This is a genomic window from Buttiauxella agrestis, assembly GCF_900446255.1.
Lineage (GTDB): Bacteria > Pseudomonadota > Gammaproteobacteria > Enterobacterales > Enterobacteriaceae > Buttiauxella > Buttiauxella agrestis.
In genome coordinates, this window is record NZ_UIGI01000001.1 from 4,293,551 (window position 1) to 4,317,286 (window position 23,736).

25 protein-coding genes and 1 other RNA gene are annotated in these 23,736 nt (G+C 51.0%); 15 read left to right on the top strand and 11 right to left on the bottom strand.

Going from position 1 to position 23,736, the window contains the following annotated elements; all coding sequences use genetic code 11:
* Positions 1 to 112 precede the first annotated feature (112 nt).
* Together DY231_RS20320 and sstT are read left to right on the top strand one after the other, a co-directional pair.
* Positions 113 to 1,081, top strand: coding sequence for a TerC family protein (locus tag DY231_RS20320; RefSeq protein ID WP_034493062.1), 969 nt, complete (start codon positions 113 to 115; stop codon positions 1,079 to 1,081).
* Positions 1,082 to 1,381: 300 nt separating this feature from the next.
* Positions 1,382 to 2,626 (top strand): serine/threonine transporter SstT, encoded by a 1,245-nt coding sequence (gene sstT / locus DY231_RS20325; protein ID WP_115631144.1) that lies wholly within the window; start codon positions 1,382 to 1,384, stop codon positions 2,624 to 2,626.
* Between the two features lie 33 nt (positions 2,627 to 2,659).
* Here sstT and DY231_RS20330 read toward each other — a convergent pair whose 3' ends face one another.
* From DY231_RS20330 to uxaC, 3 genes are all read right to left on the bottom strand, one after another.
* The gene (locus DY231_RS20330; protein WP_034493058.1) at positions 2,660 to 3,205 is read right to left on the bottom strand and encodes a YgjV family protein; all 546 of its coding nucleotides are present in this window, start codon (positions 3,203 to 3,205) and stop codon (positions 2,660 to 2,662) included.
* A gap of 88 nt (positions 3,206 to 3,293) precedes the next feature.
* Positions 3,294 to 4,781 (bottom strand): UxaA family hydrolase, encoded by a 1,488-nt coding sequence (locus DY231_RS20335; RefSeq protein ID WP_115631146.1) that lies wholly within the window; start codon positions 4,779 to 4,781, stop codon positions 3,294 to 3,296.
* Positions 4,782 to 4,799: 18 nt separating this feature from the next.
* Positions 4,800 to 6,209, bottom strand: a complete 1,410-nt coding sequence (gene uxaC / locus DY231_RS20340) for a glucuronate isomerase (RefSeq protein WP_115631148.1) — start codon at positions 6,207 to 6,209, stop codon at positions 4,800 to 4,802.
* 491 nt (positions 6,210 to 6,700) lie between these two features.
* Between uxaC and DY231_RS20345 the strand changes: the two genes are divergently transcribed.
* The 11 genes from DY231_RS20345 to DY231_RS20395 all read left to right on the top strand — a co-directional run bounded on the left by DY231_RS20345 (position 6,701) and on the right by DY231_RS20395 (position 14,016).
* Complete coding sequence (locus tag DY231_RS20345; RefSeq protein WP_115631150.1) at positions 6,701 to 7,996, top strand: MFS transporter; 1,296 nt, start codon at positions 6,701 to 6,703, stop codon at positions 7,994 to 7,996.
* A 126-nt stretch (positions 7,997 to 8,122) separates the two neighbouring features.
* A complete protein-coding gene (gene exuR, locus DY231_RS20350; RefSeq protein WP_115631152.1) occupies positions 8,123 to 8,899 on the top strand; it encodes a transcriptional regulator ExuR in 777 nt (258 codons plus the stop codon).
* A gap of 335 nt (positions 8,900 to 9,234) precedes the next feature.
* Positions 9,235 to 9,897: a DedA family general envelope maintenance protein YqjA gene (gene yqjA / locus DY231_RS20355; RefSeq protein WP_034493047.1), complete on the top strand. Its 663-nt coding sequence runs from the start codon at positions 9,235 to 9,237 to the stop codon at positions 9,895 to 9,897.
* A gap of 12 nt (positions 9,898 to 9,909) precedes the next feature.
* Positions 9,910 to 10,287: an EnvZ/OmpR regulon moderator MzrA gene (mzrA, locus tag DY231_RS20360; RefSeq protein ID WP_115631154.1), complete on the top strand. Its 378-nt coding sequence runs from the start codon at positions 9,910 to 9,912 to the stop codon at positions 10,285 to 10,287.
* 169 nt (positions 10,288 to 10,456) lie between these two features.
* A complete protein-coding gene (locus tag DY231_RS20365; protein ID WP_115631156.1) occupies positions 10,457 to 10,825 on the top strand; it encodes a DUF1090 domain-containing protein in 369 nt (122 codons plus the stop codon).
* 43 nt (positions 10,826 to 10,868) lie between these two features.
* Positions 10,869 to 11,174, top strand: a complete 306-nt coding sequence (locus DY231_RS20370) for an ElaB/YgaM/YqjD family protein (RefSeq protein ID WP_115631158.1) — start codon at positions 10,869 to 10,871, stop codon at positions 11,172 to 11,174.
* A 2-nt stretch (positions 11,175 to 11,176) separates the two neighbouring features.
* Positions 11,177 to 11,575 (top strand): phage holin family protein, encoded by a 399-nt coding sequence (locus tag DY231_RS20375; RefSeq protein ID WP_034493038.1) that lies wholly within the window; start codon positions 11,177 to 11,179, stop codon positions 11,573 to 11,575.
* Complete coding sequence (locus tag DY231_RS20380) at positions 11,572 to 11,862, top strand: YqjK-like family protein (protein WP_034493035.1); 291 nt, start codon at positions 11,572 to 11,574, stop codon at positions 11,860 to 11,862. The genes DY231_RS20375 and DY231_RS20380 overlap by 4 nt, the downstream gene beginning before the upstream one ends.
* A gap of 198 nt (positions 11,863 to 12,060) precedes the next feature.
* Positions 12,061 to 12,453, top strand: coding sequence for a DoxX family protein (locus DY231_RS20385; protein WP_034493031.1), 393 nt, complete (start codon positions 12,061 to 12,063; stop codon positions 12,451 to 12,453).
* Positions 12,454 to 12,535: 82 nt separating this feature from the next.
* Positions 12,536 to 13,528 carry a glutathione S-transferase family protein gene (locus DY231_RS20390; RefSeq protein WP_115631160.1) on the top strand — a complete coding sequence of 331 codons (993 nt, stop codon included), beginning with the start codon at positions 12,536 to 12,538 and terminating at the stop codon, positions 13,526 to 13,528.
* A gap of 104 nt (positions 13,529 to 13,632) precedes the next feature.
* Positions 13,633 to 14,016: a DUF805 domain-containing protein gene (locus tag DY231_RS20395; protein ID WP_115631162.1), complete on the top strand. Its 384-nt coding sequence runs from the start codon at positions 13,633 to 13,635 to the stop codon at positions 14,014 to 14,016.
* Between the two features lie 60 nt (positions 14,017 to 14,076).
* Here the strand turns inward: DY231_RS20395 and DY231_RS20400 are convergent, their stop codons facing one another.
* A complete protein-coding gene (locus tag DY231_RS20400; RefSeq protein ID WP_115631164.1) occupies positions 14,077 to 14,967 on the bottom strand; it encodes a LysR family transcriptional regulator in 891 nt (296 codons plus the stop codon).
* A gap of 106 nt (positions 14,968 to 15,073) precedes the next feature.
* Between DY231_RS20400 and DY231_RS20405 the strand changes: the two genes are divergently transcribed.
* Both DY231_RS20405 and DY231_RS20410 read left to right on the top strand, forming a co-directional pair.
* Positions 15,074 to 15,775: a pirin family protein gene (locus DY231_RS20405; RefSeq protein ID WP_115631912.1), complete on the top strand. Its 702-nt coding sequence runs from the start codon at positions 15,074 to 15,076 to the stop codon at positions 15,773 to 15,775.
* A gap of 33 nt (positions 15,776 to 15,808) precedes the next feature.
* Positions 15,809 to 15,979, top strand: a complete 171-nt coding sequence (locus tag DY231_RS20410) for a protein YhaL (protein ID WP_226812040.1) — start codon at positions 15,809 to 15,811, stop codon at positions 15,977 to 15,979.
* 1 nt (position 15,980) lies between these two features.
* On the opposite strand, the gene DY231_RS20415 is transcribed toward DY231_RS20410, so the two are convergent.
* From DY231_RS20415 to garL, 7 genes are all read right to left on the bottom strand, one after another.
* Positions 15,981 to 17,288 carry an L-cysteine desulfidase family protein gene (locus DY231_RS20415; protein ID WP_115631168.1) on the bottom strand — a complete coding sequence of 436 codons (1,308 nt, stop codon included), beginning with the start codon at positions 17,286 to 17,288 and terminating at the stop codon, positions 15,981 to 15,983.
* 43 nt (positions 17,289 to 17,331) lie between these two features.
* Positions 17,332 to 18,654, bottom strand: a complete 1,323-nt coding sequence (locus DY231_RS20420; RefSeq protein WP_115631170.1) for an SLC5/6 family protein — start codon at positions 18,652 to 18,654, stop codon at positions 17,332 to 17,334.
* Positions 18,655 to 19,163: 509 nt separating this feature from the next.
* A complete protein-coding gene (locus DY231_RS20425) occupies positions 19,164 to 20,261 on the bottom strand; it encodes an AAA family ATPase (RefSeq protein WP_115631172.1) in 1,098 nt (365 codons plus the stop codon).
* 104 nt (positions 20,262 to 20,365) lie between these two features.
* Positions 20,366 to 20,744: RNase P RNA component class A (gene rnpB, locus DY231_RS20430), an RNA gene on the bottom strand.
* Between the two features lie 42 nt (positions 20,745 to 20,786).
* Positions 20,787 to 21,932: a glycerate 2-kinase gene (gene garK / locus DY231_RS20435; protein ID WP_115631174.1), complete on the bottom strand. Its 1,146-nt coding sequence runs from the start codon at positions 21,930 to 21,932 to the stop codon at positions 20,787 to 20,789.
* Between the two features lie 113 nt (positions 21,933 to 22,045).
* A complete protein-coding gene (gene garR / locus DY231_RS20440) occupies positions 22,046 to 22,936 on the bottom strand; it encodes a 2-hydroxy-3-oxopropionate reductase (protein ID WP_034493014.1) in 891 nt (296 codons plus the stop codon).
* Positions 22,937 to 22,963: 27 nt separating this feature from the next.
* Entirely contained in the window at positions 22,964 to 23,734 is a 771-nt protein-coding gene (gene garL, locus DY231_RS20445; protein WP_115631176.1) for a 2-dehydro-3-deoxyglucarate aldolase, read from the bottom strand.
* Between the last annotated feature and the right edge of the window lie 2 nt (positions 23,735 to 23,736).

The window sequence follows — 23,736 nt, forward strand, 5'->3', positions numbered from 1 at the left end:
CGTTTAAAACGTTGTAAGTGAGACCTTGCCGGAAGGCGAGATCCCTGTTGCAAGCATTAGCGGCTGGCGTCTTCCGACGTTGGCCGTTTTTGTTTTTATAGGAATCATTTTTATGAATAGTGTCGGCACTCCATTACTGTGGGGCGGTTTTGCCGTCGTGGTCGTCATCATGCTGGCTATCGACCTCCTTCTTCAGGGACGTAAAGGCTCGCACACCATGTCCATGAAGCAGGCGGCCGTCTGGTCCCTGGTCTGGGTTTCGCTTTCGCTGCTGTTTAACGCAGCATTCTGGTGGTATCTCACCGGGACATCTGGCCGTGAAGTGGCGGATACACAAGCTCTCGCCTTCCTCACCGGCTATCTGATTGAAAAAGCGCTGGCGGTGGATAACGTCTTCGTCTGGCTGATGCTGTTCAGCTACTTTGCTGTTCCTGCTGCATTGCAGCGCCGCGTGCTGGTTTACGGTGTGCTGGGTGCGATTGTACTGCGTACCATCATGATATTCGCGGGCAGCTGGTTGATTTCCCAGTTCGAATGGCTGCTGTATGTGTTCGGCGCGTTCTTGCTGTTCACCGGTATCAAAATGGCGCTGGCGAAGGAAGATGAAGGCGGCATTGGCGATAAACCGCTGGTGCGTTGGATTCGTAGCCACCTGCGGATGACCGATAAAATCGAAGGCGAGCACTTCTTTATTCGTAAGAACGGTATTTTGTTCGCAACGCCGCTGCTGCTGGTGCTGATTCTGGTTGAACTGAGCGACGTGATTTTCGCGGTCGACAGTATTCCGGCAATCTTCGCGGTCACGACTGACCCATTCATTGTGCTGACGTCGAACCTGTTTGCCATCCTCGGCTTGCGTGCGATGTACTTCTTGTTGGCTGGCGTGGCTGAACGCTTCTCCATGCTGAAGTACGGCCTGTCGATTATCCTGGTGTTCATCGGCGTGAAGATGATGATTGTCGATTTCTACCACATCCCAATCGCGATTTCGCTTGGCGTCGTGGGCGGTATTCTGGCGTTGACGTTAATTATTAACGCTATCGTGAACTACCGTAACGATCAGAAGAGACTCGCGAAGTAATATTTTTTGTCGGATGACGCTATCGCTTATCCGACCCACGAAAAGCTTCATGACCCTGCCCTGGTGGCAGGGTTTTTCTTTTTATAGCATCCGCTGTGAGAAATGTTGCTAATGTCACGAATTTGTTAATTATTAGTTATAAAACCTAGCCTGTGTCGAAATAATCAGTGATTACTACTTACTACCCCGCGACATTTCCTTATACTCGACCAGGCAAACACATTTCTTTACATCCGGTCAAAAAAGTACCTCAGAGTACCGACACAGGATGGGACGACATACAACACAGGAAGGTTATTCATGGCTACACAATCTCCGGGTATTCTTAAACGCCTGGCACAAGGCAGTCTGGTAAAACAGATTCTCGTCGGTCTGGTGCTGGGTATCGCACTGGCGGCAATTTCAAAACCTGCGGCTATTGCTGTCGGGTTGCTCGGAACACTGTTCGTCGGCGCACTGAAGGCTGTTGCACCGGTGCTGGTTCTGATGCTGGTGATGGCGTCTATCGCGAACCATAAGCACGGCCAGAAAACCAGCATTCGCCCGATTCTGGTGCTCTATCTTCTGGGAACATTCACCGCCGCGTTAACCGCTGTAGTGGTCAGTTTCCTGTTCCCGTCCTCGCTGCATCTGGTGACTGGCGCGACGGATATCACACCACCGTCAGGCATTGTGGAGGTTCTGCGCGGCCTGTTGTTGAGCATGGTTTCCAACCCAATTGATGCTTTGCTGAAAGCCAACTACATCGGGATTCTGGTATGGGCTGTGGGCCTGGGCTTCGCGCTACGCCACGGTAATGAAAGCACCAAAAACCTGATTAACGATGTTTCCGACGCGGTGACGTTCATCGTGAGAGTGGTGATTCGCTTTGCCCCAATCGGTATCTTCGGCCTGGTAGCATCAACACTTGCAACGACAGGCTTCGAAACGCTGTGGAGCTATGCGCAACTGCTGCTGGTACTGGTTGGCTGTATGTTCGGCGTGGCGCTGATCATCAACCCACTGCTGGTGTTCATCAAAATTCGCCGCAACCCGTACCCGCTGGTGTTCGCTTGCCTGCGTGAGAGTGGCGTAACCGCCTTCTTCACCCGTAGTTCTGCGGCCAACATTCCAGTGAACATGGCGCTGTGCGAGAAGCTGAATCTGGACCGCGATACCTATTCTGTATCCATCCCGTTAGGCGCAACCATCAACATGGCGGGCGCAGCAATCACTATTACCGTACTGACTCTGGCGGCGGTGAACACGCTGGGCGTGCCGGTGGACTTGCCAACCGCACTGCTGCTGAGCGTTGTGGCTTCATTGTGTGCTTGCGGAGCTTCTGGTGTGGCGGGTGGATCTTTGCTGCTAATCCCACTGGCGTGCGGCATGTTCGGTATTCCGAATGAGATTGCTATGCAGGTGGTTGCAGTCGGCTTTATCATCGGCGTGTTGCAGGATTCTTGCGAAACCGCACTGAACTCCTCCACCGACGTGCTATTTACCGCAGCGGCTTGCCAGGCTGAAGATGCACGCCTGGCGGACAATAATCCGTTACGCGGTTAATGCTTAAAGCTCCCTGTCTTGCGAGGCAGGGAGTTATCCTTCTTGTTGCTGCACCTCTTTTTCGACCTTAAACGGGTCAATACCCCGCCTTTGCATCCGCCAGAAACGAATAATATTCAGGCCGTTCATCACCAGAAAACTCCCTTCGATTAACGTTCCACCAATCGAGCCAAGCCAGAAGTTATGCGTCACCCAGCAAGCGGTAGAGCACCACATCACGCAGCGTGTGGTCAGTCCTTTGCAACGGAATAATGCCCAGGTACTGGCGACGGTGCCGAATATCGGCAGCAATTCCATGGCGTGGTTAAATTTAGATAGCCCCAACCCAAGCGTCAGCGCGATAAAAATCCCCATCACCCACAGGCTGCGAGTGCGCAGGGAAATCACGGTTCGGATTGCGTTAAGTTCCGCGCTCATGCCCGCCGGGCTTGCGCCCATCAAGAAGAAATGAATACCGATAATGGCGCTGTAACCCGCCAACTGTAACTTGAAGCGCCGTTCATCACGGTTAACGAACGTGGTAATACCAACCACAAAGGCGAGAACCCCGACGCCCTGGGCAACCCAATACGCGGTCATGACAAATCCTTGTGAGTAAACATGAGGCGAAAAAAAACGGCATTCCGAATATCAAAATGCCGTTTCATGTTAGCACCTGCTCAACGCTTTACAACGTGACGCCGCTCTTAAAGATAGCCAACTCGCGGAAATCATTACGTTCGTTACAGGTTTTTTTACCGTTAGCGATATCAACAATGGTGTCGATAAACTCAGTCAGCAGTGTATTCATGTCGCTGCCGTGCAACAGTTTGCCTGCGTCAAAATCGATCCAGTGTGGCTTTTTGGTTGCCAGCTCACTGTTGGTGGCGATTTTAACCGTTGGCACAAAACCGCCGTACGGTGTGCCGCGTCCGGTGCTGAACAGCACCATATGGCAACCTGCGCCAGCCAATGCACTGGTGGCAACAGCATCGTTACCCGGCGCGCTTAACAAGTTCAGGCCAGGCGTTTTCAGGCGCTCGCCATAACGCAGGACATCAACCACTTCGCTCTCACCGGCTTTTTGCGTACAGCCGAGGGATTTTTCTTCGAGCGTCGTGATACCGCCAGCTTTGTTCCCTGGTGATGGATTCTCGTAGATCGGCTGGTTGTGTTCGATGAAGTATTGTTTAAAGTCGTTCACCATGGTGACGGTTTTTTCAAACGTCGCTTCATCGCGGCAATGGCTCATCAGAATGCGTTCAGCGCCAAACATTTCCGGGACTTCAGTCAGCACAGTCGTGCCGCCATTAGCCACCATGTAGTCGGAGAAACGGCCAAGCATTGGGTTCGCCGTAATACCGGACAAACCGTCTGAACCGCCGCATTCCAGGCCGAACTTCAGCTCGCTGATTTTGCCTGGTTCACGTTTGTCGTGACGCATGACTTCGTACAGCTCTTGCAGCTGCTCAAGTCCGGCTTCAACTTCGTCATCCTGCTGCTGGCAAACCATAAACTTCACGCGGGACTCATCAAATTCACCCAGCGTTTCACGGAAAGCGCTCACCTGGTTGTTTTCGCAACCCAGGCCAATCACCAGCACCGCACCCGCGTTCGGGTGATGCACCATGTTTTGTAGCATGGTGCGGGTGTTAACGTGATCTTCACCCAGCTGTGAACAACCGAATGGATGACTGAACAGGAACACGCCGTCGATATCTTCGGCGTCGTTATTCTGTTTCAGGAAACGGTTCTGGATCTGACGCGCGATACCGTTAACACAGCCTACGGTCGGCAAGATCCACAACTCGTTACGCACACCCACATTACCGTTTTCACGGCGGTAAACACTCACTTCACGGTCTGCCGCCTGACTTGCAAGAGACTGGAAATCAGGTTGATAGCTATACTCATCCAAATCGTTCAGATTAGTACGCGCGTTGTGTGAGTGAATGTGCTCCCCGGCTTCGATAGTCGCCAAAGCATGGCCAATCGGTAAACCATATTTAACGACGTTCTCACCTTGCGCAATGGTCACCAGCGCAAATTTATGGCCGCGAAGCACCGGCTGGCGCAGAGTTACCTCTGCACCTTCTACGGTAACGACTTCACCTTCGGCCAGGTCCACTAACGCAACGGCGACGTTATCTTGCGTATGGATCTTGATGTATTGCATATCAACCTCAAAGCCTGATTAGTTCAGTTCAATGCCAAAGTAGTCTCGGGCGTTGTTAAAGCAGATGTTTTCTACCATGCTGCCCAGCAGTTTGATGTCTGCTGGCGCTTCGCCTGCTTCCACCCAACGGCCAATCATCTGGCACAGAATGCGACGGAAGTATTCGTGGCGGGTGTATGACAGGAAGCTACGGCTGTCAGTCAGCATGCCCACAAAGCGGCTTAACAGACCCAGTTGCGCGAGCTGCGTCATTTGACGCTCCATGCCATCTTTCTGGTCGTTGAACCACCAACCGGAACCAAACTGCATTTTTCCAGGCATACCTTCGCCCTGGAAGTTGCCAATCATGGTGCCCAACACTTCGTTATCGCGTGGGTTCAGGCAATACAGAATGGTTTTTGGCAGTTCGTTGTTTTCGTTTTGCTTGCTGAGCAGGCGAGAAAGTTCTTCAGCCATTGGGCGGTCGTTGATGGAGTCAAAGCCCACATCAGGCCCCAGCAGTTTGAACTGACGCAGGTTGTTGTTACGCAGCGCACCGATGTGGTACTGCTGAACCCAGCCGCGACGGGTGTATTCAGCCGCCAGCCAAACCAGAACCGCAGTTTTGAACTGTGCAGTTTCGTGGTCAGTTGGTGTCGCACCGGAAAGACGACGCGCCAGGATGCCATCCAGAGTCGCTTCGTCTGCTTCTGCAAACAAAACAACGTCTAATGCGTGGTCGGATACTTTACAGCCGTGTGCCGCGAAGTGGTCCAGACGCTTGCTCAGTGCAGTTTGCAGGTCGCTGAAACGACGGATGTCGGTATCAGAAACTTCAGCCATTTTGCCCATGTATTCAACGAAAGTGCCTTGCTCGATGTTGAACGCTTTGTCCGGGCGCCAGCTTGGCAGCACTTTGGTTTCAAATGCGTCGAGCGCGATTTGGCGATGGAAACGCAGGTCGTCGATTGGGTCATCCGTGGTGCCGACCATCTTCACGTTCATCTGCTTCATGATGCCACGCGCAGAGAAGCTATCCTGAGTCAGCAACTCGTTACATTCGTTCCAGATTTCATCGGCAGTAGTTGGGGAAAGCAGTTTGCCGGTGATGCCGAAAGGACGACGCAGTTCGAGGTGAGTCCAATGGTAGAGCGGGTTACCGATAGTGTGCGGAACAGTCGCGGCCCAGGCATCGAATTTCTCACGGTCAGACGCATCGCCAGTACACAGACGCTCTTCCACACCGTTTGCACGCATGCCGCGCCACTTGTAGTGATCGCCTTTTAACCAGATGTCATACAGGTTTTTAAAACGATAATCTTCAGCAACCTGCTGTGGTGGCAAGTGGCAGTGATAGTCAAAGATTGGCTGATCGGCTGCAAACTCATGGTACAAACGGCGAGCGAATTCGGTATCAAGGAGAAAATCTTCAGTCATAAACTGGGCCATTGTAGGGTTCCTCTGTTCATAGCAGTTCGATGCTTGCGCATAATGCAAATAAAGTTATCACACCAATTTCTTGAGACCGAGTGGATTTTTGAGGTGCACGTCACAAAAACCATACTTTTATTGTTAATATAGTGTTTAAAAAGAACCCTTATCCCGCGCCAGTTCTGGCCCGCAAGCCCCTACCCCCTTAGAGTGAGCTGATCGACACTTTTGTGATATCACTCAACTTTTGAAGCTGTATGACAAGTTATCTTTCCTGCCGTCGCAAAACAGACGTAATGGATTTACTTCAGACGCTGACATCAATAACAGCGCATCACGGTACGGAAACCGAATTTGCCACTGGATAGTTTTTTATATGGCAAGGTACGGGTCGTACTGGGTAATACCCCCGGTAATGAACCCCTTCTAAAGAACAGACGACCTGGCAGCAATGCTGGACGTTTACCACATGTTATGTGGTTGATTACAAAGACGGGATGAGATTCCAAATGGGAAAGATTAAAGGCTTGCGTTGGTACATGATAGCTCTGGTAACCATGGGTACCATACTGGGTTATCTGACTCGTAACACAATTGCAGCGGCAGCACCTACGCTGATGCAAGAGTTGCATATTTCCACACAGCAATATTCCTACATTATCGCCGCCTATTCAGCTTGCTACACCATCATGCAGCCTGTTGCGGGTTATGCGCTTGATGTGTTGGGTACAAAAGTCGGTTACGCCTTCTTCGCTGTCGCCTGGGCAATCTTCTGCGGTGCAACTGCACTGGCAGGGAGCTGGGGCGGCCTGGCTATCGCTCGTGGTGCGGTCGGTGCTGCTGAAGCAGCGATGATTCCTGCGGGCCTGAAAGCCAGTAGCGAATGGTTCCCGGCTAAAGAGCGTTCAATCGCCGTAGGTTACTTCAACGTCGGCTCTTCCATTGGCGGCATGATTGCTCCTCCATTAGTGGTCTGGGCGATTGTGATGCACAGCTGGCAGATGGCATTCATCATCTCTGGTGTCCTGAGCTTTGCATGGGCAATGTGCTGGTTGATTTTCTATAAACACCCACGTGACCAGAAACGTCTTTCCGAAGAAGAACGTGAATACATCATTGGCGGTCAGGAAGCTCATCACCAGACCAACAACAGCAAAAAAATGAGCGCATGGAAAATCCTGCAGAACCGTCAGTTCTGGGGTATCGCCCTGCCACGTTTCCTGGCAGAACCAGCGTGGGGGACTTTCAACGCCTGGATCCCATTGTTCATGTTTAAAGCTTACGGCTTCGACCTGAAGCACATTGCGATGTTTGCCTGGATGCCAATGCTGTTTGCTGACCTGGGTTGTATCGTTGGCGGCTACCTGCCACCGCTGTTCCAGCGTGTGTTCGGCGTAAACCTGATTGTGTCTCGTAAACTGGTTGTGACCATGGGTGCGATTCTGATGATTGCCCCAGGGACTATCGGCCTGTTCACCAGCCCGTACGTTGCAATCGCCCTGCTGTGTGTGGGTGGCTTTGCTCACCAGTCACTGTCTGGCGCACTGATCACACTGTCTTCTGACGTATTTGGTCGTAACGAAGTGGCAACCGCAAACGGCCTGACCGGCATGGCGGCCTGGACTGCAAGCACCCTGTTTGCACTGGTTGTTGGCGCACTGGCTGATACCCTTGGCTTCAGCCCACTGTTTGCCGCGCTGGCCGTGTTCGATATCCTCGGTGCTATCGTTATCTGGACCGTGCTGCAAAACAAACCTATCAGCGAGTTGAATGACACGCAGAAGCCGAAACAAGCCTTAGCGTAATCGGCATCAAAAAATGCATATCAAGCCGCCCCATGGGCGGCTTTTGTGTATCTGGAATGTGGAGCCCACGTTTGAAAAGTGGTATAACAAATAGGGTTACCCGCAGGACTTTTCCCGGAGCTACAGATGGAAGTTATGGAACCACGTCGTCTTTATCAGCAATTGGCCGCTGAACTTAAACAACGCATCGAAAACGGTGTTTATCTCGTTGGGGAAAAACTCCCGGCAGAGCGTTTTATTGCTGAAGAGAAGAACGTGAGCCGCACTGTGGTTCGTGAAGCGATTATCATGCTGGAAGTAGAAGGTTACGTCGAAGTCCGCAAAGGCTCTGGCATTCACGTGATGTCAAACCAGGCTAAATACACCAACCTTCCTGATGAACAGTTTGAATTCGCAAGCTTTGGGCCTTTTGAGTTGCTGCAAGCGCGCCAGTTAATCGAAAGCAATATTGCAGAATTTGCCGCCACCCAGGTCACGAAACAAGATATCGTGAAGCTCATGGAAATTCAGGAAATGGCGCGTAATGAGCACAATTTCCAGGATTCAGAGTGGGACCTTCATTTCCACACACAAGTGGCTCTGGCGTCGCAAAATAGCGCTTTGGCCGCCATCGTTGAGAAAATGTGGAGCCAGCGAATTCATAACCCGTACTGGAAAAAGCTTCACGAGCACATCGATAAACGCACCGCTGATAATTGGTGTGACGATCATGATCAAATTCTTAAAGCACTGATTCGTAAAGACCCGCATGCCGCTAAACTGGCGATGTGGCAGCACCTGGAAAACACCAAGCAGATGCTGTTTGACGCAACCAGCGATGATTTCGAATTCAATGCTGACCGCTATTTATTTGCTGATAATCCTGTCATTCATCTCGAAACGGCAGCAAACGGTCAAAAATAGTCATTTTCCCGCGCGAGGGTAAGCAAACCAACCAATAGTGTCAGCGTTTGTAAATACCCTCGCCAGCCCCTCCGCGAGTCATCAAAATCAATCCTCAACAAAGCACAAATACTGTGACGCATGAGCCAGAGCTTTGTTACAATTAGATGCAATTTCATTGTCGGTGTAAGCTTTGCCTTTCACCAGCCTGGTCGTATTCACACGGAGTGGTGCCACGAGCAGGCGATTAATAATGGAATGCATATCGGCAACTACACAAGAAACACAACAAAAAAGCCGAGTTCAGCCAGGCTGACTTTGATCAGCGGTCTTAACCGATGTGCCAGGAACACTGAATGGAACTTTTGACGCAACTACTGAACGCTCTGTGGAGCCAGGATTTTGAAACGCTCGCCAATCCAGGAATGATTGGCATGCTTTACTTCGTTTTATTCATGATTTTATTCCTTGAAAATGGCCTGTTACCGGCAGCTTTCCTGCCTGGTGATAGCTTACTGGTCCTGGTTGGCGTGCTGATTGCCAAAGGAGCAATGGGTTTTCCGGAAACCGTTTTACTGTTAACCACCGCAGCGAGTCTCGGTTGCTGGCTCAGTTATATTCAAGGGCGCTGGCTTGGGAATACGCGAATCGTGCAAAACTGGCTTTCGCACCTCCCCGCTCACTATCACCAGCGTGCGCATAACCTGTTCCATAAACATGGCCTGTCCGCATTACTGATTGGTCGTTTTATCGCTTTTGTTCGCACCCTGCTACCCACTATCGCGGGTTTATCGGGTCTGAATAATGCGCGCTTCCAGTTCTTTAACTGGATGAGCGGCCTGTTATGGGTGCTGATCCTCACCACGCTGGGATATCTGCTCGGAAAGACGCCGGTATTCCTGAAATATGAAGATGCGTTGATGTCCTGCCTGATGCTGTTGCCAGTGGTGTTACTGGTCATTGGCCTGTTCGGTTCGTTGATTGTGCTCTGGCGTAAAAAATACGGTAACCGCAGTTAGAGAGGGATGACGATGAACATACGCTTTTTTCGTGGCTTTCGGGCCACGATGCTCGTCAGTGCGATTGTGCTGGGTGCTGTACTTATCTGGTCCGGCATGCAACGCACTGAATCCACACTTGAAATACGCTCAAGCCAGCAGGGTATCAGCATGCCTGATGGCTTTTTTGTCTGGCATCACCTTGATGCCAACGGTATTCGCTTTAAAAGTATTACCCCTGAAAATAATTCTTTATTGATTAAATTTGATTCAAGCGCGCAAAGTGAAGCCGCCAAAGCCGTGTTGTACAAGACACTGCCGCATGGCTATGTCATCGCTCAACAAGAAGAAGATGTCAGTGCCAGCGCCTGGCTTACACGCGTACTTAATGAAAATATCCGCATTGGTTAGCCCTTTCCTGAAATCCTAATTTGTTAACAGGGATTGGGTTTTTACTCAGTTTCTGACTATGCTTGTTTTGACTTAAATCGCTACAAATCATCATTTTCGTCTGATTTCTGGATCTTTGTGTGTTTTACCTTGCGGCTAAACGTACATTCACAATGGAAGGTTTTTTATCATGAACACTCGTACCGTATTGGCTATCGCCTTGTTATCTCTGACATCTGCCGCACATGCTAGCTCGCTGTGCAGTGAAAAAGAACAAGATATCCAGCGAGAAATTGGCTATGCGGAGAAACACCAGAACCAGAGTCGTGTTGATGGGCTTAATAAGGCGTTGAAAGAAGTCCGCGCCAATTGCACAGACAGCAGTTTACGCGCAGCGCATCAGAAAAAAATCACCGAACAAAAAGCCGAAATCACCGAGCGTAAAGCTGACCTGAACGAAGCGCGCGCGAAAGGCGACGCGGATAAAATTTCAAAGCGGGAGCAAAAACTGGCCGAAGCTGAACATGAGCTGAAGACCTTGCAGGCCCGTGATTACTAAGCATTCCAACTGAGAAGACTTAATAAAAAACCAGGAGAGAACTATGTCTAAAGATACTACTTCAGAACATTTGCGCGCTGAGTTGAAATCCCTGGCAGATACCCTTGAAGAGGTGCTAAGTGCCTCAACGGATAAGTCGAAGTCCGAACTCGAAAAATTGCGTGGCAAAGCTGAAAAAGCCCTGAAGGAAAGCCGTGTGCGCCTCGGTGATACTGGTGATGTACTTGCCAAACAAACCCGAGAAGCGGCGGCAAAAGCTGACGATTACGTTCGTGAAAATCCATGGACTGGCGTTGGTATTGGGGCGGCGATTGGCGTCGTGCTCGGTGTCCTACTGACTCGCCGTTAATTATGCCTGAATCCCATCAACCTCAAGGGCCGGGAAAAGGCGTCCTCGGAATCGGTCAGCGCCTCGTCACCATCATCGTTGGGATGGTGGAGACACGCGTGCGACTTGCCGTTGTCGAACTGGAAGAGGAGAAAGCGCATCTCGTCCAGTTGCTGCTAATGCTTGGGTTAACCATGCTATTTGCCGCATTTGGCTTAATGAGTCTGGTGGTGTTGGTTTTCTGGGCGGTCGAACCGCAATATCGTCTGAATGCCATGATTGCGACAACCGTCGTATTGCTGGCATTAGCCTTTATTGGCGGGATCTGGACGCTCCATAAATCGCGCCAGTCCACGCTCCTACGCCATACCCGACGCGAGCTGGAAAACGACCGTGCGCTACTGGAAGATGACAAGCCATGAGTGACCGCAAGCTGAATAGACGCAAAGCATTTTTACTCAGCCAAATTCAACAACAGCGGCTGGATTTAAGTGCGGGTAAACGCGACTGGCTTGAAGCGACAGGCTCGTATGACCGGGGCTGGCTCACATTTATGAGCCTGCGCAGTTATGCGTTGATTGCCAGCAGCGTGATGGCTATCTGGACAGTGAAGCATCCCAGCTTCTTTATGCGCTGGGCCAGACGCGGATTTGGTGCCTGGAGCGCATGGCGCCTGGTTCGCAACACTATCCAGCAGCAAACGCATTAATCTAAAACGCCGCCTTCTCAGGCGGCCTTTTTATTTGTCAGTAATATTGAAGAACATCGACAGAATTCCTTGCTAACAATCCCTTAACGCCCCGCTTATTATTCCCCATATCAACCGCAGTGACCGCTAACTACCGGAAATTGCAAAAACAAACATCCCTGGGCTGATAGCACCCAAAGAGATTCGCTGGAGAGTAAAATGAAAAAATTAGATGATGCAGGTGTACTGTTAGCTCGTGTCCTGATGCCGATTCTGTTCATCGTCGCAGGCTGGGGCAAAATTAATGGTTATGCCGGTACTCAACAATATATGGAAGCGATGGGCGTTCCAGGGTTCTTACTGCCACTGACCATTCTGCTTGAGTTTGGCGGCGGCCTGGCGATTCTGTTCGGTTTCTTTACTCGTACTACAGCGATTATTACCGCGGTGTTCACGATTCTGACAGCATTCTTGTTCCATGGTGATTTCAGCCAGGGCATGAACTCAACCATGTTTATGAAGAACTTCACCATCGCCGGTGGTTATCTGTTGCTGGCAATCTTCGGACCGGGTGCATACAGCATCGACCGCCTGCTGAAGAAAAACTGGTAAGGCTCTATACTTAGTTTCACTAAAAGCGAAGGTTAATCCCTTCGCTTTTTTGTTTTTAACGTCTACGAAGAGGAATGAAAACATGGGACAGCTCATTGATGGCGTCTGGCACGATGTCTGGTATGACACCAAATCGACCGGTGGCAGCTTCAAACGTTCAGAGTCTGCATTTCGTCACTGGCTGACCGCAGATGGCGAGCCGGGTCCGAGCGGTAAAGGTGGTTTTGCCGCGGAGAAAGACCGCTACCATCTGTATGTTTCCCTCGCCTGCCCCTGGGCGCACCGCACGTTAATCATGCGCGCTTTGAAAGGCCTCGAGTCTTTCATTTCTGTATCCGTGGTTAACCCGCTGATGCTGCAAGATGGCTGGACGTTCGACGACAATTTCCCGAATGCCACCGGCGATGGCTTATATCAGCACGAATATCTTTATCAGCTTTATCTGCAAGCTGACCCCGATTACACCGGGCGCGTCACCGTTCCCGTTTTATGGGATAAGAAAACGCAGACGATTGTCAGCAACGAATCCGCTGAAATCATTCGTATGTTGAATACTGCATTTGATGCCAAAGGCGCTCGCGCCGGGGATTACTACCCAACGGCATTACGCGGCAAGATTGACGAGCTGAATGGCTGGATTTACGACGCCATCAATAACGGCGTGTATAAAGCAGGTTTTGCCACCTCACAAGAAGCCTACGATGAAGCCGTGACCAAAGTGTTTGAATCCCTGGCACGCGTCGAGCAAATCCTCGGTCAGCATCGTTATTTAACGGGCAACCAGCTCACAGAAGCCGATATTCGCCTGTGGACAACACTGGTGCGTTTCGACCCGGTCTATGTCACACACTTTAAATGCGACAAACACCGCATTAGTGATTACCTGAATATCTACGGATTCCTGCGCGATATTTATCAGATGCCTGGCATTGCTGAGACCGTCGATTTCGCACATATCCGTAACCATTATTATCGCAGCCACAAAACCATTAACCCAACCGGCATTATTTCTGTCGGGCCTGCTCAGGATTTAAATGAGCCACACGGGCGCGACGAGCGGTTTAACCCGGGTTGATAAAATTCACCCAAGCTATGATTTACGTAAAATCCATTCACAGCTATTCTTGAATTAGATCGCTTACAGATCAAGTAATTGATTACTTTTAAGGCAGGCTAAAAATGGATTGGTATTTCAAAGTATTAAGAAATTATGTTGGCTTCAGTGGACGTGCGCGCCGTAAAGAGTTCTGGATGTTCATCCTCGTCAACCTTGTTCTGACTGGCGTATTGAGCATTCTGGACAAAATGTTAGGGCTGCGGATTGCGAAAGATGAAGGTCTGCTCACGACCATTTATGGCGTGCTGATATTCCTGCCTTACTGGGCCGTGCAGTTCCGCCGCCTGCACGATACCGATCGTTCAGCATGGTGGCTGCTGTTGCTGTTAATCCCGATTGTCGGCTGGCTGATTATTCTGGCGTTTAACTGCCAGAACGGCACGCCGGGTGAGAATAAATTCGGCAGCGATCCGAAAGCAATGGATGCTCGATTAGTCAGCGAATAATGCTTTGCCCCCTCACCCTACCCCTCCCTGAGCGAGAGGGCCGGGGTGAGGGCATAGCCACTACTTCAATAATTTTGGAATTTCACGCAGGCACCAGGCTTTCGCCTCACCCATGCTATCGCGTCGCCACGCCATAATAATGTCAATTTCATTGGTATATTCAGGACTCACCACGCGCAAACGTCCCTCGGCAATATCCTGCTCCACCAGGGGATAAGGCATCGTCGCCACACCCAAACCTGCCAGCAGCGCCTGGCGTTTATCTTCCATGCTGCTCACCGTCAGGCGCGGCTGTTTATCCAGCAACTGCACCGTGATTACCGGGCGTTCACGCGCGGTATCCGCGACCGCAATACCGCGATATTTCACACGAGTGACTTCCGAAAGTGGCTCCGGCTCGTTGTGGATCGGGTGGTCAGGTGCCGCGACATATACGCTCAATATTTTGTACAACTTGCGCGAGTTAATTTCTGACGACGAACGAAAATGCATATCCGGCGCAATCACGATATCCGCACGCCCTTGCTCTAAACGCTCCCACGAACCTGCCAACACTTCCGTAATAATCGAAAGCTGGGTGTCGGCTTTGGCGGCCAGTTTTTCTACTAACGGATACAGTTTCGCCGTAGGCACCAGCGCCTCGGTCACAATGGTGAGATGCGTTTCCCAACCGCGCGCCAGCGCTTCCGCATCGGTAGTGAGTTTTTCAGCAGCTTCGAGCAAAACTCGCCCGCGTTCGAGCAGCATGCGCCCGACGTTAGTAAATTTGGTGCGATGGCCTGAACGGTCAAACAGCACGACATCCAGCTCTTCTTCCAGTTTCTGCATGGTGTAACTCAGTGCCGACGGCACGCGCCCCAGCTCATCGGCGGCTGCGGCAAAACTTCCGCGTCGGTCAATGGCATCCATGACCCGCAACGCCTCCAGCGTCAATGCTCTCTCTTTAGCCATCTCGTTCTCATTCAGGAAATTTGAACATACCAAGCAGATTAACTGGCTAACAATGAAGCGTCCAGAGTTTTACCATGGGCATAGTGTAAAAAGAGGTCAAAAAATTATGATTACGCCAAGAACTGCCAAACAATGTGGGAAAGCGGACTATGGATGGCTGCAAGCCCGCTATACGTTTTCCTTCGGTCACTATTTCGACCCGAAATTGCTGGGCTATGCTTCATTGCGCGTTCTCAACCAGGAAGTGTTGGCGCCCGGCGCATCGTTCCAGCCACGTACCTATCCAAAGGTCGATATTCTTAATCTGATTCTCGAAGGTGAAGCGGAATACCGCGACAGCGAAGGCAACCACGTTCAGGCCAAAGCGGGTGAAGCTTTGCTGCTTTCGACTCAACCAGGGCTGAGTTACAGCGAGCATAATCTCAGCAAAGAGCACTCTCTCACGCGCATGCAGCTGTGGTTAGATGCCTGCCCGGAGCGTGAAAATCCGCTGGTGCAAAAACTCACGCTTGCAGAGGAGCCGCAGCAATTGCTGGCTTCACCTGATGGACGCAATGAGAGCCTGCAACTGCGCCAGCAAGTGTGGATTAACCAGATTGAACTGGAAAAAGGTCAGCAGTTGAGTTTCCAGTTACATGGGCCACGCGCTTATTTGCAGTCGATTCACGGAACCGTTCACGCGATCACCGCCACCGAGGAAAAAGAGGGGCTGACCTGTGGCGATGGTGCTTTTATCCGTGACGAGGCTAACATTACGCTGGTTGCAGATACCCCATTGCGAGCATTACTGATAGATTTACCGGTCTGACCAGTATCAGGAATGGACCAACAGGAGTTATCCGTGAGCAAGAAATCATCGACGAAGAAAACGGCCAAAAAAGCAGTGTCAGCGGTTGTGGTTGCGACAACAACCGCTGATGTCGAGCTGAGTTACGACGAGATGCTCAATGAACTGGAAGCGATTGTTGTCGAAGCAGATGTACGGCTGGCGGAAGAAGAAGCCAGCCTCTGAATTACGCGACCTTACTCGCCATAATCGCAATGATCTGACGATCGGTGTGTTGCATCGCCTGGCTTGCCAGGGCACAAAGATTACGGATCGACTGCTCCACATCATGAGCAACGATCCCTTCATTTCCGCTGACCGACGTATTATCGAGCGCCATCAGCACCGCTTTCCATGCCGAAGCGGCACTGGTAGACACTTTCATCGCGCAACTGTTTGAAGCACCATCACAAATCATCCCGCTAACATCGCCAATCATATTGCTGATAGCCATTGAGATACTCTTATAGCTGCCGTCGATTAACCAGGTGATCCCTGCTGCTGCACCCATTGCTGCGGTGGTTGCTGCGCATAACGCAGAGAGTGACGGCAACTGATGGTGAATATAAATCGCCGTCAGATGCGACAGTATCAGCGCCCGCGCCAGCTTTTCACTGTCACACGCGAGATGTTCAGCCACGACAACCACCGGCATTGTCGCGGCGATACCCTGATTGCCGGATCCCGAGTTGCTCATTGCCGGAAGACACGCGCCTCCCATACGCGCATCAGAAGCGGCGGCAGTGCGAATCATAATATCGCTCAACAGATCCTTTGCCATCAGGCCACGGTCGAGCTGGCGCTGTAACGTCGCACCGATATGCAAACCGTACTGCGCCCGCAAACCTTCACGGGAAAGCTCGTTATTCAACAAGGCCGCGTCGAGAATAAAACCAATCTCATCAAAGGGGACACACTGCGCAAACTCAACAATCTGCTCAAGGCTTACCTTTTCCATAGAGCAGGTTTGCGCCTTCCCTTCCGCCTGGCAATCTTCAGCGGCATCAAACAGCACATCACCGTCTTTCTCGATTCTGATGACTCGCGTGTGTTCACCCGCGATGACTACCGTTGCCGACTCTTTGGCGGTAAATACCGTCACGCAGGTATATAAAATCTCATCGCACGGTTGTTGAATGCTGACCTTCACATCACTACGCGCCAGCAGCAACTTCGCGGCGGCAATCGCTTCAACCGGCGCACCTTTCAGCACTTCCAGCCCCGCCAGTGGGTCGCCCCCGAGCGCACCCACCGCGGCGGCGATAGGCAGGCCGACCATCCCGGTTCCCGGAACGGTAACACCCATACCATTTTTCATCAGATTCGGTGAAACGCGAGCCTCAATACGTGTCACTGGTCCCGCCAGATGCGAGGCGGCCAATGCGCTTGCCAGCGCCAGCGAAATAGGTTCTGTGCAGCCCACTGCGGGCTTCACATTTTGTTTCACAGCAAGGATGAGTTCAGCCCATGCCGGGTTAATTGCAGAATTTGCCATTTTTTAGCCTTAACGCTTATATCCAGAAAACACACGCCCGCACTCAGGAGAATGCAAGGAATGGAGAAATACACAATAAGAGGCCAGTGATAATAATAATGACCAGTGAGACACCTTTATATTTATGCAATGCCGGGACTTTATAGACCAGCCACGCTGGAATTAAGCACCCTACCATGCCAAATATTGGACTACAGATTGAGGTAAAACTTAATACCGGAGCATTCAATACAATCGCACTCCACGCCAGCAATATGGCGAATACCATAATGCCGCGCTGCACCCATTTCTCATTAATTTTTTCCGCAGGCATTTTGCGACGCAGAATATTAATTACGATACCTTGCGTGGCTTCACGGAACCCGAGATAAACACCAAAGAAGGCGGTCATAACAGCGAAGATATTTAATATTACGCTGACCACCGTGACCCATGCACCGGCATTTCCGTTAATAAACTGGGCGGCAATAGCCAACGCTGAAATATTTTGTTCATACGCTTTTACCGCTTCGTCATGCCCCATAGCCAGAGTGAAAGAGACGGCATAAAAGAACACGGTCACAAACAGAATACCGAAAGCGATATTCATCGCACGCAGCGCTTTAAAACGAGCCACTTCGCGTGACTTTTCTTTAGAACGGTACGAGATAACCATCGGGCTAAGCGTCTGGATAAACAGAATAGACGTCAGTGTAAAGGGCAGCGTAATAATCGCATTCTTCAGCAGCAAGCCCATTGGCGGCAGTGTGCCTGCGTTATACAAATGCCACATGCCGACCATTGAAACACCCAGTGCGGCGACCACTAAAAGCTTGGTTAGCACCATGTATCTTGAAACTTTAAATAAGAGTTTTTCACCGCGCGATGAGATAGCAACCAGAATACAAATCAGCGCCAGGCCATAGAAAGGGTTATCCGATAACAGCCCTTCCGTGACGCCAAACGTATGTAAATAAGAGGCGCTGTCATTAGTGATGGCCGTGGAGTAAACAAACATCCAGATAACCAGCATAATGAAGTAGAGTAAACCCAATAATATTCCCCAGTTTTTACCCAAATAACCGCTTATTACACTCGGGTAGTCTTTACACTCCGGGGATTCCGCCAGCGTATTAATAAATAAACGCTGAAACAGATACATGGCTGGATAGCCGACTATCGAGGAAAGAAGGAAAACCCATAATCCCATTAATCCAACCTGAACCGGTAAGAAAACTATTCCCGCCCCGATTGCCATGCCGATACTCATAATGATCCAGCCGACATCAGTGCTGTCAAATTTGGTGGCGGCTTGCCATTCACTTTCCGTCATTCCTGCACGATTCGATGCCGGAATATTAACGGCAGTAATGCTTCCTGTTTCCATAAAAATGCTCGCTTAAATGTGTAGGTTTTAATTGTGAGTGTTAATTACAGAGTGATTTTCCAGACCATTAAAAACCTGAATGCGTGTTTTCTGGTCTTATTCGAATGTAAAAAGGATAGCGCGAGCAGAGGAGAAAAAATTTGCTACTCCATCTGTGCAATCGGAATAAAAGAGTAAAAATTTCTCCATTCAGAGAAATATCTTCAGTTTTGATTCACGTTTTGCATTTTGAGTAGTAAATAATTATCAAGGTAGTTAAGGTAATGACTTAAAGTATTGTTTTTTAAAAAGTTTTACTGAAATATTTGTCAAAAGCTAAATTCAGCCCCAGCAAGGCAATGTGAGCTGACGCAACAACCGAGGTTAATAGCCTGTGACATTAGAGCATATGTATTTTGATACACTTCACACTCTGGCAGCGCTTTAGCAGGAATCTCTGATTATTGTTTCAATAAGGTTAAGGTTGAGATTTTTTCACTGCTATTAAGACATTTCCATACAGTAAACGATCACGAGAGACGGTTAACGCAAGTTTCTCCGTTCTCAATCCCCAGTTGGTAGAGCGTAAACGGTGTGTGTTTTTCGATAAGTGTCGCCAGTTCAGGCGAATGGCTGGTGAGCCAGATTTGCGTGTAACGACTCGCCTCGGCAATCAGGCGTGCCAACGCAGGTAGCATCTGCGGATGCAGGCTATTTTCCGGCTCATTCAGAGCAATAAAACGTGGGGGACGCGGACTGAGCAATGCCACGGTCAGGCAAAGAAATCGCAGCGTGCCGTCAGAAAACTCAGCTGACTCCAGCGGGCGATTAATGCCCTGCCGGTGCATCATCATCTGGAAACGCCCGTTGCTGTTATCACAGAAAAACAGGCATTCCGGAAACGCCTCAGCCAACACCTCAAACAGCAATTCGCTATCGCCAATCTCAACGATGGTCTGGAAGGCCGCAGCCAGATTCAAACCGTCTCCAGACAAAACGGGTGAGCGATAACCCACCTGCGGCAAACGCAGACCCGCCCCTTTAGTAATGTCGAATTCGTGATAAAAGCGCCAGTTGCGTAGCGTTTCTCGAGCGCTGGAGACTTCCGGATAAAGATGCGGTTCGCCCAATTGGCCAAACAACGATTCATTTTCGTAAAGCGTCGCTGCATGCGTCACTTTCTCGCCGTTGACATCGTTGAGAAAAACCGCCTGGTTGCGGCGATGCATAATGGATGACGAAGGGCGACGACGAAAACCACTCAGCCAGATTTGCTCCTCTTTCACGATAGGATCGAGATCGAACATGGTCGGATACGGCAGTTTATCTGGGAATCCGACCTGCAATTCGTACTCGAAATCGTCGGTATCTACCGCAAGCGTCATCCGCCGAGGCGCGCTGGCATAACCTTTGGCGCGATCGCCTGCCCACATAACCTTCTGGATCCCACCCTCATCTGACAACCAGTGTGAAAGCTGCCCGGTTGCTGCACCGTGAATCAGGTGAATCGCCTTATAAATGTTGGATTTTCCGCAGCCATTCGGGCCGAAAACGACATTCAGGCGACCGAGATCGATGGAGAGTTTGCGCACTGAGCGGTAGTTGTCGATGTACAGAGACTTGATCATGGCGGTGTGGGATCCGGTGATGGCGGGAGTCATATTATGGCAATTGTTTGCGCTCATCCCAACCCAAAAACAAAAACCCCGCCGAAGCGGGGTTATTGTTGAATGGTTGAAGCTGACCGATAAGCCGGGTTCTGTCGTGGACAGTCATTCATCTAGGCCAGCAATCGCTCACTGGCTCAAGCAGCCTACCCGGGTTCAGTACGGGCCGTACCTTGTGAACCCCTATTTGGCCTTGCTCCGGGTGGAGTTTACCGTGCCACGAACTGTTACCAGTCGCGCGGTGCGCTCTTACCGCACCCTTTCACCCTTACCTGATCCCGCTTGCGCGGGCCATCGGCGGTTTGCTCTCTGTTGCACTGGTCGTGGGTTACCCCCCCAGGCGTTACCTGGCACCCTGCCCTATGGAGCCCGGACTTTCCTCCCCTCCGCCCGTCTCCCCCCGAAGAAGGACGACGACGAAGCGGCGACTGTCTGGTCAGCTTCGGCGCGGATTATAGAGGGTTTGCCCCCCCATGTCACGCATGCTTAACGAGTGATGTTCATCCCAATCTCAACGGTTGCTGCAATATCACGCGAGGCGCGGTAAATATTATCGAACGCATTTTTCAGCGCGTCTTCCAATGTGCCGATACTATTGAGCACGCTAAACACGGCATCAATGCCGTACTGATGAACAATAGCGACATCACTGGTCAGCGAACCGGCAATCCCAATCACCGGTTTGTGGTACTTTTTGGCGACCGCAGCCACGCCTACCGGGACTTTGCCACGAATGCTCTGGCTGTCCATGCGCCCTTCACCCGTCACCACCAGCGAACAGTCGTGAATATGCTCTTCAAGATGTAGTGCTTCGGTCACGATCTCTACACCGCTGCGTAAATCTGCGCCGAGGAATGCCATTAATGCAGCGCCCATGCCGCCTGCGGCTCCGGCACCTTCTGCATTTTTCACATCAACATGTAAGTCTTTTTTAATCACATCAGCAAAGTGGGCAAGATTAGCGTCCAGCTCAACAATCATCGCTTCACTGGCCCCTTTTTGCGGCCCGAAAACGCGCGAAGCACCATTGTCGCCAATGAGTGGATTGGTGACATCACAGGCCACGTTGATCACGCAATCCGCCAGCCGACCGTCGAGACCTGCAACATCAATGCTGTTTAAACTCATTAAACTGCCGCCACCGTGGCTAATCTCTTTGCCTGTCGCGTCGCACAGTTTCGCCCCCAGCGCCTGCACCATGCCCGCACCACCATCATTGGTCGCACTGCCGCCGATGCCGATAATAATATTGCGTGCACCGTTATCCAGAGCGCGTAAAATCAGCTCTCCGGTTCCATGCGACGTGGTAATCAGAGGGTTGCGTTCCTCAATCGGCACCAGCGCTAAACCACTGGCTTCTGCCATTTCGATAAATGCGGTTTTACCGTCACCAGACATTCCCCAATAAGCACTCACCGGCTCACCCAATGGGCCCGTCACTGTCGTGGTGATTTTCCTGCCCTGCGTGGCACTGATCATGGCATCGACCGTACCTTCCCCGCCATCTGCAACCGGGACCGATATATATTCCGCATCAGGAAATATTTCGCGGAAACCTTTTTCAATGGCTTTAGCCACATCAACCGCGCAGAGGCTTTCTTTATAAGAGTCGGGTGCGATTACGATTTTCATAATGTGTCCATGCCTGATCTACCGCTGACTTGCAGGTTTTGTAGGGTGGATAAGCGCAAGCGTCATCCACCAATTATTAGCGGGAGCGCACGGCTTACCCGCCCTACGATTGATTACTTGCTGACTTCTACTTTCGCCAGTTTTTCGTAGTAGCACGCGATTGCGCTGTGGTCATCGTTACCGTGGCCATCTGCACGCAGCGCCTGCATCATTTCCATGACCGCCGCTGTCAGTGGCAGTTGCGCGCCCACGCCGTGGGAAGTATCCAGTGCGTTTGCCAAATCTTTAATGTGCAGGTCAATGCGGAAACCTGGCTTGAAGTTACGATCCAGAACCATTGGCGCTTTCGCTTCCAGAACGGTGCTGCCCGCAAGGCCGCCGCGAATCGCCTGGAAGACCAATTCAGGATTCACACCTGCTTTGGTCGCCAGTACCAGCGCTTCAGACATCGCCGCAATGTTCAGCGCCACAATCACCTGGTTTGCCAGTTTGGTGACGTTGCCTGCGCCGATATCACCGGTGTGCACCACGGAACCGGCCATGGATTTCAGCAGGTCGTAATATTTGTCGAAAATCGCTTTGTCGCCGCCAACCATTACAGATAGCGTGCCTTCAATCGCTTTTGGCTCGCCGCCACTCACTGGCGCATCCAGCATGTCGATGCCTTTGGCTTTCAGCGCTTCGCTGATTTCACGACTCGCCAACGGTGCGATCGAACTCATGTCGATAACCACAGTGCCCGGCTTCGCCCCTTCAATAATTCCGTTCTCACCCAGCGCGACTTCTTTCACATGCGGGGAGTTTGGCAGCATGGTGATAATCACATCACACTGCTCGGCAATCTCTTTCGGGGTAGCAGCAGTTTCTGCACCGGCTGCGATGATTTCAGCAATCACCTCTGGATTACGGTCAGCAACCACCAGTGAATAACCGGCTTTGATGAGGTTTTTACTCATTGGTTTGCCCATGATACCCAGGCCAATAAACCCAACTTTCAGTGTCATAATTCAGTCTCTCTTTTCAGGTGGTGGTTATTTTTTAAAAGAATCAGCCAATTTCTGGGTTGCCGAACGGAAGCAGCCTAAATCACTGCCCACAGCCACAAAGGTGGCGCCCCATTCCATATAACGACGCGCGTCGGCTTCTACCGGAGCCAAAATGCCAGCCGGTTTACCGTGAGCTTTAGCACGAGCAAAGATGTGTTTGATGCATTGCTGCACTTCAGGATGCGAGGCATTTCCCAAATGACCTAATGCCGCCGCCAGATCGCTTGGACCAACGAAAATGCCGTCCACGCCATCTGTTGCGGCAATCGCATCAACGTTGTCCACGCCCTGCTGGCTCTCGATTTGCACGAGTATTGAGATGTTCTTATTGGACTGCGCGAAATAATCCGGCACGGTGCCAAACATATTGGCGCGGTGAGAAATGGAGACGCCGCGAATCCCTTCTGGCGGATAGCGGGTTGAAGACACCGCCAGCGCCGCCTCTTCCTGAGTTTCAACAAACGGAATCAGGAAGTTGTAGAAACCGATATCCAGCAAACGTTTGATGACCACCGGATCGTTGGTTGGCGCACGAACCACTGCCGCACTTTCGCTGCCTTTTAACGCCATCAGTTGTGGAATAAAAGTGGTGATGTCGTTTGGCGCATGTTCGCCATCCAGCACAATCCAGTCGAATCCGGCCAGACCCAGCACTTCGGTGCTGATAGGGTTTGCCAGCGCTGACCAGCAACCAATTTGCGTCTGGTGTGCTGCCAGTGCTGCTTTGAATTTATTGGGGAAAACGTTGGTATTCATCT